12 protein-coding genes are annotated in these 14,865 nt (G+C 69.8%); 4 read left to right on the top strand and 8 right to left on the bottom strand.

Features of this window, described 5'->3' with window-relative positions; genetic code table 11:
* Window positions 1–18: 18 nt before the first annotated feature.
* The 8 genes from GZ998_RS05465 to GZ998_RS05430 form a co-directional block, all read right to left on the bottom strand.
* Window positions 19–2,130: an FtsK/SpoIIIE domain-containing protein gene (locus GZ998_RS05465; protein WP_219109284.1), complete on the bottom strand. Its 2,112-nt coding sequence runs from the start codon at window positions 2,128–2,130 to the stop codon at window positions 19–21.
* Window positions 2,131–3,254: 1,124 nt separating this feature from the next.
* Window positions 3,255–3,827, bottom strand: coding sequence for a nuclease-related domain-containing protein (locus GZ998_RS05460; RefSeq protein WP_219109283.1), 573 nt, complete (start codon window positions 3,825–3,827; stop codon window positions 3,255–3,257).
* Complete coding sequence (locus GZ998_RS05455; RefSeq protein ID WP_219109282.1) at window positions 3,824–3,964, bottom strand: hypothetical protein; 141 nt, start codon at window positions 3,962–3,964, stop codon at window positions 3,824–3,826. The genes GZ998_RS05460 and GZ998_RS05455 overlap by 4 nt, the downstream gene beginning before the upstream one ends.
* A 33-nt stretch (window positions 3,965–3,997) precedes the next feature.
* Window positions 3,998–4,975: a hypothetical protein gene (locus tag GZ998_RS13320; RefSeq protein WP_219109281.1), complete on the bottom strand. Its 978-nt coding sequence runs from the start codon at window positions 4,973–4,975 to the stop codon at window positions 3,998–4,000.
* A 305-nt stretch (window positions 4,976–5,280) separates the two neighbouring features.
* Window positions 5,281–6,609, bottom strand: a complete 1,329-nt coding sequence (locus GZ998_RS05445; protein WP_219109280.1) for a hypothetical protein — start codon at window positions 6,607–6,609, stop codon at window positions 5,281–5,283.
* A 1,938-nt stretch (window positions 6,610–8,547) separates the two neighbouring features.
* Complete coding sequence (locus tag GZ998_RS05440) at window positions 8,548–9,642, bottom strand: hypothetical protein (protein ID WP_219109279.1); 1,095 nt, start codon at window positions 9,640–9,642, stop codon at window positions 8,548–8,550.
* A gap of 116 nt (window positions 9,643–9,758) precedes the next feature.
* On the bottom strand, window positions 9,759–9,953 hold the full coding sequence (locus tag GZ998_RS05435; protein ID WP_219109278.1) for a hypothetical protein: 195 nt from the start codon (window positions 9,951–9,953) through the stop codon (window positions 9,759–9,761).
* Between the two features lie 878 nt (window positions 9,954–10,831).
* Window positions 10,832–11,350, bottom strand: coding sequence for a hypothetical protein (locus tag GZ998_RS05430; RefSeq protein WP_219109277.1), 519 nt, complete (start codon window positions 11,348–11,350; stop codon window positions 10,832–10,834).
* Between the two features lie 78 nt (window positions 11,351–11,428).
* Here GZ998_RS05430 and GZ998_RS05425 point away from each other — a divergent pair, with 78 nt between their 5' ends.
* The 4 genes from GZ998_RS05425 to GZ998_RS13315 are packed head-to-tail and all read left to right on the top strand — an operon-like array spanning window position 11,429 to window position 14,800.
* Window positions 11,429–12,730, top strand: coding sequence for a hypothetical protein (locus GZ998_RS05425; RefSeq protein WP_219109276.1), 1,302 nt, complete (start codon window positions 11,429–11,431; stop codon window positions 12,728–12,730).
* On the top strand, window positions 12,727–13,632 hold the full coding sequence (locus tag GZ998_RS05420; protein WP_219109275.1) for a hypothetical protein: 906 nt from the start codon (window positions 12,727–12,729) through the stop codon (window positions 13,630–13,632). Before GZ998_RS05425 ends, GZ998_RS05420 begins: the two co-directional genes overlap by 4 nt.
* A complete protein-coding gene (locus GZ998_RS05415; RefSeq protein ID WP_219109274.1) occupies window positions 13,623–13,970 on the top strand; it encodes a hypothetical protein in 348 nt (115 codons plus the stop codon). Before GZ998_RS05420 ends, GZ998_RS05415 begins: the two co-directional genes overlap by 10 nt.
* Window positions 13,967–14,800 (top strand): hypothetical protein, encoded by an 834-nt coding sequence (locus tag GZ998_RS13315; RefSeq protein ID WP_219109273.1) that lies wholly within the window; start codon window positions 13,967–13,969, stop codon window positions 14,798–14,800. The genes GZ998_RS05415 and GZ998_RS13315 overlap by 4 nt, the downstream gene beginning before the upstream one ends.
* The last annotated feature ends 65 nt before the right edge of the window (window positions 14,801–14,865 follow it).

Here is a 14,865-nt window from a genome sequence, read left to right as displayed (position 1 = left end):
CAGGCACATGCGGACCGACTATTCGAGGGCCAGGCCGTCTAGGCCCAGGTCGCCGAGATCCAGCGGCCTCAGCTCAACCGGCTCCTGTGTTTCGTCGGGCGGGAGTTCGCTGTACGCCGCCGTCGCCGTCGGTGAGGCGCCGCCAGTAGCGCCGAGAGACCAGTCCTCACACTCAGCAACACCCCGGTCGCGCAGCATTGCGGCCAGGTCGCTTGGAGGCGTGTACCAGCCCTGTACCTCCACGGCCACGCCGTTGAGCGACTCCCAGACGCCCCGGCCCGGGGGCGCGTACGTCAGCACGGGCGTCTGTTCGGGCCTGCGCAGCGCCGACGCCAAGTCACCGTAGGAGGCGACCCCCAGCAGCAGACGCCCCGTGTTGGTCTTCAGGTCGTTCCCGGGGATGGCTGCGAGCGTCTGGGCCCTCAGGGCCTGGGCGCCGAGCAGGATGTGCACGCCAGCGCTGCGGGCTTCGCGCCCGATCCGACCCACCAGGGACGCGATCTGAGCCTTTGCGGCGTTTAGCCGGTCGGTCTCGGCCCTCTCGGCCAGCACATCGGGATCACTCGTACGCACACGCGAGGTTTTCTCCGCCAGAAGCAGGGACGTGAACTCGTCGATGACGATCAGCATGTGCGGCGGGCGCAGACCCGCCGGAAGGTCGTCGATGGTCGCCGCACCGTGCTCGGCGTTGAGGTTCTTGCGGGCCAGCACCTGCTGGTAGACGGCCTGCAGGCACTGGGCGGCCTCGTCGACGGTGCCGATGAGCCCGCGCAGGAACGGCCCCAGGGCCGTGAAGTCGGCGCCGCCCTTGACCGGGTCGATCACCAGCGTCTCCCACCCGGCGAGCAGCGCGCCTGTCAGGGCGTCCGTGAGCAGCACGGTCTTGCCCGTGCCGGTGGGGCCGAGCACGAGGCAGTGCGGAGTCGTCCCGACGTCCCACGTAACTGGTGCGCCGTCGAGGCCGACACCCCAGGGCATGCGCAGCCGCCCGCCCCTGCCAGAGTCGGTGATCAGCCGCAGAGTGGCCGCTGCGTCATACAAGGCTGCGTCGGGGATGGGGTTGCGCGCCGCCGCGAGTACCCGCATCCGCGACGGGCCCTCGCCCGGCAGGATCCGCAGGAAGCCCCTCCCTGTGGAGGCGGCCAACCGGTCGCGCTTGTCCGTTACCTCCCGGACCGACAGGCCCGATGGCAGGGCGAAGTCGTGCACCTGCACGTCCGGGTTGCCCTCCAGGGCCGTCAGGTCCTCCAAAGTCGGCGTCTCACCCGCGGGCGTCACCAGACCGGCGTCAACGAACGCCTGCTCAAAGTCCAACTCCGCGAGAACCCGCATACTGTCGGGCGTCGGACTCGCCTGTGCCGGGTGAGCTCCGACGTAAAGGTCGACGAGGTCGCCGGCGGGGCGGACCCGCAACCACTCGGCCCGCAGGATCGCCGCCAGCCGGTCGGCCCGCCGCCGCACGTCCGCGACCGACAGGCCCCCATAAAGGCGCAGGGTCGCCCGCCAGATATATGGGCCGCCCCGGGTCAAGCACTGGGCATCGACTAGTTCCGGTGCGGTCTTCGCCGCGAAGACCGCCCGGAATGCCCCGTCGATCTGGCCCGCAAGAACCAGGGTCGCTCCGTCGCGACCGTCGAAGGGGCTCCGACTGGGCATCGCGGACGGGGGTAGTTCGGCCGGGCTCTCCGGGACCGGCTCGGTCGACCACACGACGGCGAAGAACTTGTCGGACCGGGCGCCGGGTGCGGCCTGGCCCTCGGTGGGCGGCATGCCCAAGAGCGCGAGGAACGGGGCGGACGGCATGGTCGTGCGCAGCCGCTGGCTCAAACCCAAGTAGGTGGCGGCCACATCCTGGCCCTGTGGGGAGGCGAACGGCAGACGCTGGACCTCCACGCCGGCGACCGTCTGGGTGTCCAGGTAGCGGACCTGTGCGACCGGCGGGGTCTGGGATGGGCGCAGCGCCTCACGGAAGTGCGCCTCCCAGTCGGCTGCAAGGGTCAGGTCGGCTACGTGCTCCCCCATGTCGGGGTCCGCCCAGTGGGCACCGGCAGCGTCGCCGAGGATGAGGCTCTGCCCGTCGACGAGGACGGGCGCCAGAGTGGTCAGGGCGGGGACAGCTACAGGGATCATGTCACCAGCCTGTGATGTCACGGTCTGGACACGCCAGACGGCAGGGGCGCCCTCGCACGTCAGCCTCTGAGACACGCACGCAATCACCTGCGGCTGGCCCGCATCAGCCAGCGCGCACGCGCACGCGATCTCCACGCCCTCGGCGTCCAGGGCGTCAAACTCGACCTGGCTGTCCGGGCTAATCATGCAAACTCGGAACGCCGCCGGATGCACCACCGTGCCCCCAGCATCAGCCGGGGCAGCGAACACTCGAACCAGATTTCCGGCTCCCACCAGTGCCCCCAGCGTCTCCGCAAGCCGGAAGTACTCCTGGGGTGAGCGCCCGGCCGGGCACATGAAAGTCTCGACCGTGTACGGGCCCACCTCGTCCACCCCGGTCAGCACCGGTGGCGGATCCTGACGCGGCAGTGCCGCCCACCTTGGCGCCCAGGTCTCCCGCGCGCGCCGACGCCGCCGCCAGGGACGCCACGATGCTCGCCTGCACAAGGCCCAGACACCCGCCGCAGCCCCGACAAGACCACACCCGGCAACCCACAAGGCCGGTGATGCCCCCAACGCCCGGAAAGTCAAGACGCCCACAATGGCACCCACTACCGCCATGGACGTGACAGTCGCCAGGCCCCAGCGACCAACCCGCCCCAGCATCACCAGGGGCGTGCCAGGGCCAGGCTCATCCAGGCTGGCCGCCTGCCTCCACCAACGCTCTAGACCCAACCCCAGCAGAAGCGCCGACGCGGCTTGCAGGCACGGTCCCCACGAGGTCACCCAGCCAACCCCTGGCCGGACCGGCAGCCCCAGCAGGCAGCACGCGACCCCAGCGGCCGCCACCAGGGCGGTTTGCACCGGCCACAGGCCGCGCGGCACCATCACCCACCGCAGCAGGCGCGCCCACCGGTGACGCTCCACAGCCCGACGCTCCGAATCATTCGCAGGCGTGCGCTTGCGGGCCGTACCACCCGTCAGCACCGGGGGACGGTGCGTCATGCCCGCGACCGTCAGGGCCACGAGCGTCACCGGCAGCCCCGGCAGCCTCCACACCGGCCACGCCACCACACCCACCGCTGCCGCCCCAAGCGCCAGCGCGAACGGCACCGGACTGGCCGAGACCTGCTCGCGTTGGCGGGTCACTGGTTGGCCTCCGCCCAACGCGAAACCGCCCGGACCACCGCGGGCGCGGCGCCGCCGCGCCCGGCGAGGCGGGCGGCCTTACGTACCGCCCGCCTGGCAGGCAGCACCGCGTCCGCGCCCGCATAGCCCATCAGTGCCGTGTGCACCCGCCCAACCCCACCAGCCGGCCACACAGCCACCACCGCCCCAACAACCGGTACACCCGCGGCCCGCAGCTGCTCGACCGACCGGGACATCGACGTCGACTCACCCGGGGTGAACCGCCAGACCGGGCCGCCGGTGCGCCAGGCCCGCCCAAAGGCCTTCGCGTACCAGCCGGGCCGCCAGCCCTTGGAGTCGATGACGACGGCCCCGCGGGACCCCACCAGCAGGTGGTCAACGTCGGCCCTGCCGCCCGCAACAGCCAGGGAGTGGAACACCACGTAGCCCCGCTCAACCACCTGGTCTAGTAGGGCGGCGGTAGCCCGCTCCGCCTCCGCACCAGCCCGCCGGGCCCCAGCGCCTTGGCCCTCAAACGCACCCAGCTGTTCGCCCGGCTGACCGACACTGAAACCCCCGCCGCGGCTCACCGGAGAACCTCGACAATCACCTGCGCCACCAGGATCAGGCCCGTGAGCACGGTGATCACCGCGATCACCACGCCCCCACGCCGCGAGGACGCCCAGTCCTCTACCTGCTTGTCCTTGTCCGGGTCATGTAGCCTCATGCCCGGTCACTGACAACCCCAGCCTCCGACGGGTTACACGCCATGTCGCACCAGCGCTGCTGGTGTGCGCAGCCGCAGCGGGTAGTCAGCCACCCGCGCCACTCCTCGGCCGGTGTTAGTGCCGATCCTGGCGCCGAAACGCCGCATCGGGGGCCCCATCGGGTCCAGGTCGTCGCGCCGCAGCCACCACGGCACACCACCCAGCAGGCCCGTCGCCGACAGCACCGACACCTCACCCCCGGCCACCGGCGCCGTCAGCAGGTCCACATCCGCCCAGCCCCCAACAGCCACCGGCGTCTGAGCCCGCATACCTCCAAACGCCGCCATGTCGACCATGCCACGCGCCGGAAACCAGGACCGCCAGTCCACCACCGCCATACGCGGCCCCGTCGGATCCGCCAGACCACCCGGATGGGTACGCACAGCCCGACCCACCGCCTGACGCACAGCCCCAAACAGCGACGCCCCCGACTCCGCCCCGTCCACCGGGGCCGCAACCACGAACACCACCATGACGCCCGCACCCGGGTTCGCAGCCAGCAGCCTCGCCCACGACTCCGCCTTAGCCGACAGGGCCGGAGTCGCCGAAGCCGTCAACTCCACCACCAGCCGCACCCCATCCTCCCGCACCAGCAGCGCATCCCCACGACGCCCCGACTCGATCCGGGCCCGACCGGCACCAGCACCAAACAGGTCATCCGCCGACGCCAAACACTCCCCCAACACCCCGGGAACACCAAGCCACGCGCCCGCACGCAGCGCCAGCTCACAGCACAGGCCGTTATGGCGCGCCGACGCCGACCCCCGCACCCAAGGCCGGTCCTCCGTCACCGCCAGCCACAGCGGCCACTCCAACTCCTCCAAATGCGCCCGCACGTCGACCTCCCGTCCAGGCGCCACGAGCGTCTCCCCGCCCCAAGACCAGCCACGCATCCCCGCCGGCAGCGCCGAACCCACATCCACCAGGCCCGCCCTAAACAGTGCCCGCACATCCCTGATAACCGTCCCCACCGGACAGCCCGTGATAGTCGATATCTGGGCGCACGTAAGCGACCCCCACATGCGGGCACACGCCAGCACACCGCACCGCCTCACCCCCGCCGGGCCACGCAAAGGCCACGCCCCCGACCCCGGGGTCATATACCGCGGATACGCCACCAGACCAGCCTCAACGGCCGCCCTCACCGCCGGGGCCGACAACCACGACGCCGACGCCGCAGCCCGCCAAGCCCCAGACCAGAACAAGTCCGCGCGCCCCGCCGGAGACGCCACACCCCCGGGCACAGGCACATCCCCAAACCCCACAACACCAGTCGTCATTGACGTGCCACCGCCACGAACCCCTCCGGGTCCCCCTCAGAGTCCACCGAGCGAGCCGTAAACGGCGGAGCCAACACCCCACGCACACGCGTCGCCACCACAGCCGTCCACTGAGGCAGCGTCGCGATTTCCGACGCCTCCCACGCCGACCCGTCCCGCCGCATCTGCCTAGCCACGGTCTCCGCCGCATCCGGATCGTCCTGATGGAACGACACGGACGTCGACAACGACAGAAACGACGCCAGCACGTCCGGCTCCAACTGCACCGGGTACTGCGTCGCCGCCACCAGCCCCACCCCGTAGGCCCGGCCGTCATCACGCCACCACTTCGCCGGACCCGCAGCCGATCCCGCGAAATGCTTGAACTCGTCCACGAGGACCCACACAGACCGCCCGGCATGACGCCACCCGAAGCACGTACGCTCCACGGCGGCCTGGAGCGTGAACCCCATCATCGCCGTCAGCCACTGTGTCATCGTCGACGTCGCCTGGTGCCGTCCCCGACTCGGTCCTGTCCCGACAACCACAACCCCGTGATGATCCAGTACCTGCCCCCACGTGTAGGCCACACGCCCAACCGGGGCAAGGAAGTGAGCCATAGACCGCAGCTGGTCGAACTTGTTGCGCGCAGCCTCAACGAGACTCCGCCTCGCCGTCGACGTCACGCCCGGCCCCCAAATGATCCCAAGTCCCGCCCAGGCCCGCCCAGCCGGTGACTCAGCCCCGAGTATCCGCGCACGATCAGCCAGCGCCGCATAAACGGCCTGGCCAGCCTCATCCCCGAACCGGCCAGTCAGCGCCATCCCGGCCCAGAACCACGACCGCTCCTCAACGCGTACGACTCCGGTCGCCTCACACGCTTCCCAGGCCTCCTCATCCATGGACAGTCCAGCCGCGATCACCGCCGCCAAGACCTCACGGGACCGCCCCATAATCGCCCCATCACCAAACGCCGACGCCCACGCGTCCGCGATGAACTCAGCTCGTGAGAACACGTCATCACCCTCACGAGCGAACATGTCGATCGCCGGCGCCCCCGGGTCAGCGGCCTCCACCACCAGCAGATCATCTTCATGCCCCGCCGCATCCGCCATCCGCTCATACGCAGCCACGCCGTCGGGCTTCGTCTCCACAGCAACCACCGCCTGCGCCGGGTGCTGCTCCCGATCCACCAACAGCCACCCAAACAAGCCACGCAACAGCACAGACTTACCCGACCCGGGGGCGCCGAGAATCCCTACACCACCCCACAAACAATCCCGATCAACCCTGACCAGACGACCCGACCCATCCTCAAACAACGGCGGCCCCGAAACCTCCTCCAAAAGAGCCGGAGGCACCGCCCGCGAACGCGTCAACGTCGCACCCGTACTCGCCCCAGCCTGCGGCGCCACCAGAGAACACACCACCGGCGCCGACGTCGGAATCACCAGCCGCCCAAACGGCCAAGGCCCCCGAGCCAACAACGATCGCCCAGGCGACGGCACCGGTACGCGCCCACGCCCCCAAGCCCGGCCCACCCGAGCCGCCGGACCCGGCCACAACCACCGCAACACACCCAACAACACCAACAAACCCGCCAGCCAAAACGCCCAGGACCAGCCCGACCCGACCCCCAGCAGCCCGAACAACACCGCCAGCACCAGCAGCAACCCCACCTGACCCCAACCACGCGACGCAACCGCAAGAGTAGCCGTATCCCAACCCGGCAGCGGATCAATCACCCGCCTCACCAAATCCCGAGCCCGCCGCGCAGAGGCCGCCGTCACCACAACCGTCGCAAACAACGGCGTCGAAGCCTTCAACGAATGGTGCTCCGTCGACCCCGGCATCAGCTCCGCATACCCCCGCCAACGCCGACGCTGCCGCCGCGACATCGGACGCAGCACAATCAACACCTCCTCCCCCTCACCCAGCGTCTGCTCCAACAAATGCGCAGCATTCGCCGGATCCACCCCCGCCAACGACGTCCGCCCCGCAACACCATCACCCTGCACCCTCGCAACCGCACGCGCGCCCAACAAAGGCTCCGGCGCCTCACACGGAGACGCCGCAGCACCCAACGCATCAGCCAACGCCCGAGCCTCATCCCCAGACTCCGACTGACACAACACAAAGTCCGCAAGCTCACCACCCGTACGCCGGACCAGCAAGCCCACGGCCTTCCCCCCAGTCGCCGCAGCGAACGCCTCCGTCCGCGCCTGGTAGTCCGGCAGGTTCTCCGTCATCGCGCCAGTACGGAACAAGCGCCACACTCGCGCAGGCCTAAACGTGCTCATACCCCCGCACATGCGGACCAGACGAAACCCCACCGGAAGACGTAAATCCAAGCCCCCAGTAACCTGCGGAATCTCCGCTGACCAGGAAGATCGCCCACCCTCCGGGTGTGGGAGGGGTGTGCGGACGAAACGATTGGCACGGGGATTCGGTGTTATTGCGGGGAGTTCTGGTGGTTGAGCGGATGCGTCGTAGTGCTGTGTGCACGACCATGCGCGGAGATGCCGGAATGTCTCGTCGGTGAGTCTCGGCGTTGGTATGAGGGACGGCTATCTTGTTGCTGCGCGAGTGTGTTCCTGGCGTTGAGACTTGTGTGCCTACCGGGGACGAGGAGGGTTGTCACCTGGTAGGTGGTTCGTCTCGGTGGCGAGTGGGACTCAGTTCTTGGGTCACGAATGGCGAGCGGCGCAAAGGCGGGGTTAAGCGCTGATCCGATCCGTGCTCAGGCTCTTAGGGTCCGTCGACGACATTAAGGTGAGCGGGACTGCCGGTTACGGGAGCTCGCTGCGCCTCTAGCGGGTACAGGCGAGGGTTAGTTCAGTGGAGGCCGTGGCTATAACGGGGAGGGAGCCGAAGACAGGTGGCAGACGATTGGGACTGAAGGCTCGAATTGGACTGCCGGGTCGGGATACGGGCAGGCCGAGACAGCACCCGCTGGGGCAGACGCCGCGCCGGCGAGAAGGCCACCTACAGGAAGGTGACACTTCTCGCCGGCTAGCGCACGGGATATGGCGGCACGCCGCCGTCACCCGCTCACGCGGGCTCGCCCGGGCACCTGGCGCCGCAGGCGTCACAGACCATGTACGGCCAGCGGGTGGCCGTGACCTTCATCTGTGCGCCCGCGAGCGCCCATGTGCCGATCGGCTTGACGCGCAGCCTGTACTAGATGCGCAGGCTGCCGTCGGTACCGCACCTGCCACAGGTGCCGGGGCACGGCCCTTCGGTGATGATGGTCTCGACGGGCTCGCCGTCGGTGCTGCTCTGGGTCATGGCACCTCCTTCATCGAGGTGGGTTCAGTGGGGCTGCTAGGGGTCCAGAGGACGGTCACCGGGTAGCTGAGGTCCTGGCTGAATGCCCCGGAACCATCCGTCGTGCCCCACGATGCGAGCGCGTCGACGTCTTCCTCATCGCGCTGGTACACCGACTGGTGATCGTCGAGGATTACCGCTCCGTGCGGGAGCCTCTCGGCCTCTTCGGGGGTGCTGATCGCCCATACGGGGCGTGCTGGTTCCTCCGTGAGGATCACGTCCAGCTGGTGGGATACGTGCAGGGGCACGTGGTAGCCTGCCCCGTTGAAGCGGATACCGATGGATTCGGCGTCCAGGACTTTGGCTTCGGCGATAGTGCGGTTGAGGCCGGTCCACCTAACCTCATCGCCTGGCTTTACCTGGTCGGCGCGGACGGGTCGCACCCAGTAGGAGGTACGGACGTGGATGGCTTGCCGTCCGTTGGTGATGGTGATGCCTCGCCGTGTGGGCCGGTTGCGGCTGTAGGCGCTGGTGTCGTCGACGCGGCCGACGGCGGTGAGCGTTCGGCCTTCCATGGCCCACAGGACGCCGTTTTCGACGGCGTAGAAGCGCTGGTCGTCGCCGACCATGACCTCGCCGACAAGACGCCCGTCCCGAACAGGGAGGATGTCTGACAGGACCTGCCACTTGTCGAGGCGGATCACGGCGTCGTCTTCGATCATGTCCATGTACTCGTCCCAGTGGGCGGACATGTGAGCCACGTTTTCCCGGGTGTTCCCGCGGCTGACGTACCGGTTGAGGTACTCAGCCTTGGCGTCACGGTGGGGTGCGACGACGGCGATGGCGGCGCCGCGGTCGCGGAGGGCCTGGCGGACCTGGGGGTGCATCGCCATAAGGACGGTCTGGCCGTCCATGTGGGCGTCCCAGATGGCGTCGATGTAGTTGTCTGGCCAGTCGGGGCGCATGACGGTGCGCATGCTTTTCCTGGCCTCCGGGTCGACGCTAGTCATGTCGTCGGCCCACTTGAAGTCTCCCGACTCGAGGTCGGTGATGCCTTGGATGTTCTTGCCGGCCCAGGTCTTGCCTGTGCCGGGCCATGCGGCGATGATCACCACTGGCTCCTTCTTGTTGTGGCTGGCGCCCTTGTGTGCCGGTCCGGTGTTCTTTGTGGTGGTCGGACAGGCGCTTCGGACGCACCAGTGGGTGTGCTGGTGCGCCCGAAGGTGGGTTAGCAGCGGTTGCGAGCCACAGCTGCGGTGATGATGAGGGCGCCGGCGATGACGGGGCCGGGGACGCCCTTGGCGAGAGCGATGAGGGTCCCGATGGCCGCGAGCGCGGCGACGGGGTGGTTGATGATGAGGCGGATCGCCAGGGCCAGGATGGCCCCGACGATGCCACCGACGGTTCCGGCGATGATGTTCATACCCCCAGTGGTGGTCGGCACTGGGTTAGTGGCGTGGGCGGAGTCTGTGTCCGGGTGGGTTGGTGGCTGCTTCTACCTGGCGGAGGAAGGCCGCCTGGGTTTCTAGAGCCTCCTTCTCGCGGGCTCGGGCTTCGGGTAGTGCCCAGGTGATGTGGCCGAGTTTGAGGAGTTCGGTCGTGGTCAGGCGTGTGTTGGTGCCGATGTACTCCCGTAGATCCTTGCGGGCGTGCGCCAGGTCTCGGTCCAGTCCTTCGCGGTTCTTTCGGGCTCGTTCCGCGTCTGCTTGGGGAGACAATTCTCCTTCGGGTGACACGCAGTAGTAGACTGTCCGGAGTTGTCCACTGGGTGAGATTTCACGGCCGTCGAGGTCCGCGAGCGCTTCGATGTCGCAGCCGAGTGGCCCCAGGCCGACGCAGGCTTCCAGGATGTCTCTGACCTGGAAGAAAGTAGTTCCCTTGGGGATGTCGACGTAGGTCGTGGAGCGGTGGAGTCGATGGTGGCTTCAACGCCGAGCGGCACCATCTGGGTGGCGAGCAGGTAGTGATCCTGGCCTGTGCGGGAGATTGTGAGCTCCCATGGCGTCATCATCTCAGCACGCTCCTGGTCGAAGTCTTCAAAGCTACGGAACGCGATCACTGGTCCCGCGAACACGGCAGCCGTGAAGGGCAGCCCCAGCAACAGGCGCATGCCAGTACTTACCTGTGCGTCGAACATGCCGAGCGCGTACCGCGCGGCGCCTATTACTTCGGTGGCGGCGAGGCCGACGCACAATCGGAGGGCATTCCGCAGGGCTATGCGTAGGTTCTTACGCATATCCGGGTGGTGGACGCGCCTATGCCATTCGGGCGTGCCTGCGTGCATCGGCGGTTCCTGTCGGGTCAGTCCCACCAGAGCCACATCCCTTCGGGGCCGTGGTCATTGAAGCGGCGGCGGGGTGTGGCCTCGTCGGGGTCGCCTCGGTTGGTCAGGCCGTAGTGGTTGGCGATGACGGGCCAGACTCGCTGGGGGTTGATGACGGCTGTGTTGGGGGTTTCGATCCAGATGGCGTCGACGGCGACGCGTTCATCGTTGCGTTGGGGGCCGATGCCGTACCCGTGCAGCCGGAGGCGCCCCTGTGAGGCGATGCAGGCGTGTAGCAGTTCGCCGAGGATGGGGGCGGCGTTGTGTGTGTCGGTCAACGCGTCGTCTGGCATCGCGTCGAGTAGCTGGCGTGCGGTGGTGGGGCCGATGTCACGCAGGTCCACGTAGTCGGATGTGGGTGCGCCGTTGTCGTCCAGGGCGGTGGAGAGGTTGGGGCTGATGTGGTTGCGGAGGATGCGCCAGATTCCGGCTCTGACGGTCCAGCCTCGCGGTCCGTACAGGCCCATTGTTTCAGCGACGATTGTTGGGGTGCTCATGCCCTAGTAGTGGTCGGCACACGCCAGCCGACCCGGGGCGTGTGACCCGTGGGGTGGCCCGGTTGTCAGTGACCGGGCATGAGCGACGAGCTGATAGGGGTCGTTGGCCCTGAGTCCCTGTCCCGTGTCCTGGCGGAGCGCGGAGCCCGGGTAGTCACCGGGCCGGACCGTGAGGCCGCGGCGAAGGCTGTCCGCGAGCGCGGAGGCGTGTCGGCGGTCGTTGTCGCGGGACCGCCGGATGCGGTGTTCTCGGCTTGGGCGGAGGCCATGTCTGCCCGGGTGGATGTGCTGGGGCTGGCGCCGGGGTGGCCGGGGTCGGTGCGGGTGCCACCGGCGCCCGTGTCTGTCGAGGATCTGTGTGACGCGTTGGGGTTGGCGCCCCGGCCTGGTGATGGCGCCCTGTCGGTCGGGTCTGACGGGGCCGTCGACGGGGTCTCTGGGGTAGGCGACACGTCCGCGGCGGGGGCGGTCACGGAAGTGCTGCCCGGGGATGCTCAGGCCGCGCCGGCGCGTGTGCCGACGTGGGCCAGGGACGCAGCAGACGCCAATCGTGTGGAGACGCCGGTTGAGGTCGTCCCCAAGCCTTCGGCATCTCCTTCGGATGCTGGTGGGGCGCCGGCGCCGTGGGGGACCGTCCTGCTCGTCGCGTCGGGGCGCGGTGGCGTTGGGCGCACGGCCCTGTCCGCGGCCGTCGCGTCCACCGCGGCAGCGCGTGGGCTCGACACGGTGGTCGTCGATGCCAATCCGGGTCCGGGTGGGCTGGCGCACCTGCTGCGGGTCGAGGGCCGGGGGCTCCCGACCGTCGCGGACCTGGCGGCTGGTGCCAGCCCGGCGCAGGTAGTGGCTGGGCCCGAGCAGGTGCGGGCGGCTGGGGGCGTGCGGGTGCCGTGGGCGGCCGTGCTGGGCCCGGACCCGGATCAGGCCGCAGGCGCCGGAGCCTCGCCGGAAATCTACGTACAAGCGCTGGCGCATCTGGCGGGCCGGGCGGGCCTGGTCGTGGTGGACATGCCCGTCTGGTGGGGGCCGGTTGGGCCGGGCGGCCAGCTGCTCGCGCACGCGGTGGGCCGCGGCGCCGCGGTGCTCGTCCTCGGGGACGCCTCACGTGAGGGTCTTGACGGTGGGCGTCGCCTGGCCGAGTGGGCGCGTACACGTGCGCGCACAACCCACGTGCTGGGCGTGCTGAACCGAATGCCTGCCCGGGGACTGCCGGGTGTTGGCGAGGGGGCGCGGGCTCTCGACGTCGACTTCTGCGCTGCCGTGCTGCCGTATGAGGAGACGGTAGTGCTGCGGGCGGCCCGCGGTGACTTGGTGCATCCGCTGCTGGGCCTGGCCGCGGGGCGTGTGCTTGACGCGATCGGCGTTGGCGGGGCTGGGCGGTGACCCGGCATCCGTGGCTGGCCCGGTGGGCGCCGGCACTTGAGGCCATGATCCAGGCCGCCGACCTGCCCGAGGGTCTGGGGGACGGCGAGTCCGTTTGGGTGGTGCCGGCGTGGATGTGGGTGACGGCGCCGGCGGCCATGGGCCGCAAGGGCTACGACCGGGTGTCGGGTGGGCGCCTGGGCGTGCCGGTGCGTGTCCAGTGGGACGCGGGCGGAACCGTCAGCCCCCGCAGCGGTGACCGACGGGGCCGGGCGGTGGGTCCCGGCATCGACCAGCCAGTCCAGGCGGCCGGTGCGGAGACGACCGCCGGCGCGGTGCGTGTCGCCGGTGAGGAGGCTCGCTGGAGCCTCTTTAGCGAAGTCGAGGTCTGGGCCGCCGGGCAGGTGGAGCGTGCGGCGGCGGCACGTCGTCGGGAGATCGCGGAGGCTCACGGCCACGCAGATGTGGACACAGGGCCGCCGCCCCTGGATGAGGTGGCGCTCGAGGGCATCACGTCGGACCTGATGGTCGCGCCCGGTGGGGCGTGGGAGCGGATGTGCCGGCTCATGGTCCGGCCGGGCTGCTTCGAGCGGACCGATCCACTGCGGTGGCTACGCATGACCCTGGCCAGGGAGGCCGACCAGGCGGTGGGGCGGGCGCTTGGGGACGTGTGGACGGGGCCGCGGCTGCGGCGCCTGGCTGCGGCCCACCCGCATCTGTCTGTGGAGGGTGTGGCTGAGCGGTTCAACGCCGGGCATGTGCGTCAGGTGACTGCGGGTCAGGTGCGGCGGGCGCTTGAGGCGGGGCGGGCTCGGCGTGTGGCCCTGAACCACGACCTGGCGGAGGGGATTGATGCCCTGGCGGTGTCGCCGTCGGCGGAGGACGTGGCTCTCGGACTCGGCGGTGGCCGGGCATGGGAGTGAGTGAGGAGCGGGCGGCCCTGCTGGCGGCGGTGGATGCGGGTGTCCTGGATGTGCCCGACGTGATCGCGGCCGGGCACTCGCGGGCGGCTGCGGGCATCAAGGTCCGGCGGCTGTTGGCGTGCGCGGGCATGTCGCCGTCGCGGGTGCGGCGGCTGCTGGGGCGGGCTAGGGGTCTGCATGGGGGGACGGCTGACCCGACCGTGGGGTGGCTGGTGGACCCGCGTGCCGGGGGCCGTCGTGTGGCGGCTTTCGCGGCGGCTTGGGAGCCGAGGCCGGGCACATGGGAGGGGTTCCCCTTCACGCCGGCCCCGGCCGACTGGCGGCGGGCCGACCCGTGACCGCGAGCGCGAAGGGCCCGGACGGGAAGGTCCTGGCGCTTCGGCGTGCGTTGGACGCTGGTGCGGGGCCCGTTGAGGCGCTGGTGGCATCGTGGGCGGCCGATGTCAGGGAGATTGCCCGGCGGGAGCGGCGGCGTTTGGGTCTGCCTGACCGGGTGCACGTGCAGCAGGAGTTGGAGGGGTTGGCCTGGGAGGTTGTGGCCGAAATGGTCGCCCTGGAGCGTGACGGGCAGGCCCCCGAGGCCTACAGGTTCGACGCCTGGGTGGTGATGCGTTTGCGGAACCGGGGTCGTGCGTGGGTGGACAGTGAGGCCGGGGTGGCGCCGGCGTCGGGCATGTCGGCCGTGCTGCGGCGTGGGCGTCGGATCCTCCAGGCCATGCGTGAGGAGCAGTCGGACGCCCGGGCGGCGATCGCCCGGCTGAATGCCGCGGCGCGGGCGTCGGGCTCGCACGCCGGCAAGTACAGTTTGGAGGATTTGCGGGCGCTGCGGCGGGCGGTCGAGTTGGATGCGTTCACGGAGGGTCAGCGTGAGGCTCTCACGGCCGAGGAGGCGGCTGAGGTGCTGGTGGAGCCGGAGGTGGGTTGGCTGCTGGCCCCGTTTGAGGGCCGGGCGTTCGTCGAGGAGGTGGTGCGCAGGGTCGAGGCTGTTGATGAGGGTGCGGCCGGGATTGTGCGGGTCTGGTTGGAGACGACTCGTACGGATGAGGAGCCGCCACTCGCCGCGGTTGCGCGCGCTGTGGGTGTCGCGCCGTCGCGTGTGCGGCGGGCCGTGGAGCTGGGGCGCCGGGTTGGGGCGGCCCTGGCGGTTGAGCTTGGACTCAACCCCTAGACGTGCCGGTGGGGTTTCCGACCACAACTAGGAACGGACATGCCCGCACCGGACGGAGGAACCCG

The organism is Actinomyces sp. 594, assembly GCF_019325145.1.
Taxonomy (GTDB): Bacteria; Actinomycetota; Actinomycetes; order Actinomycetales; family Actinomycetaceae; genus Actinomyces.
This window is presented reverse-complemented; position numbering and strand designations above follow the sequence as displayed.

Excerpts from the sequence above, each read along its gene's own strand:
- GZ998_RS05435 (WP_219109278.1), bottom strand. The coding sequence starts at position 9,953 with ATGAACATCATCGCCGGAACCGTCGGTGGCATCGTCGGGGCCATCCTG.
- GZ998_RS05455 (WP_219109282.1), bottom strand. The coding sequence starts at position 3,964 with ATGAGGCTACATGACCCGGACAAGGACAAGCAGGTAGAGGACTGGGCG.
- GZ998_RS05415 (WP_219109274.1), top strand. The coding sequence starts at position 13,623 with ATGGGAGTGAGTGAGGAGCGGGCGGCCCTGCTGGCGGCGGTGGATGCG.
- GZ998_RS05465 (WP_219109284.1), bottom strand. The coding sequence starts at position 2,130 with ATGATCCCTGTAGCTGTCCCCGCCCTGACCACTCTGGCGCCCGTCCTC.
- GZ998_RS05430 (WP_219109277.1), bottom strand. The coding sequence starts at position 11,350 with ATGAGCACCCCAACAATCGTCGCTGAAACAATGGGCCTGTACGGACCG.
- GZ998_RS05425 (WP_219109276.1), top strand. The coding sequence starts at position 11,429 with ATGAGCGACGAGCTGATAGGGGTCGTTGGCCCTGAGTCCCTGTCCCGT.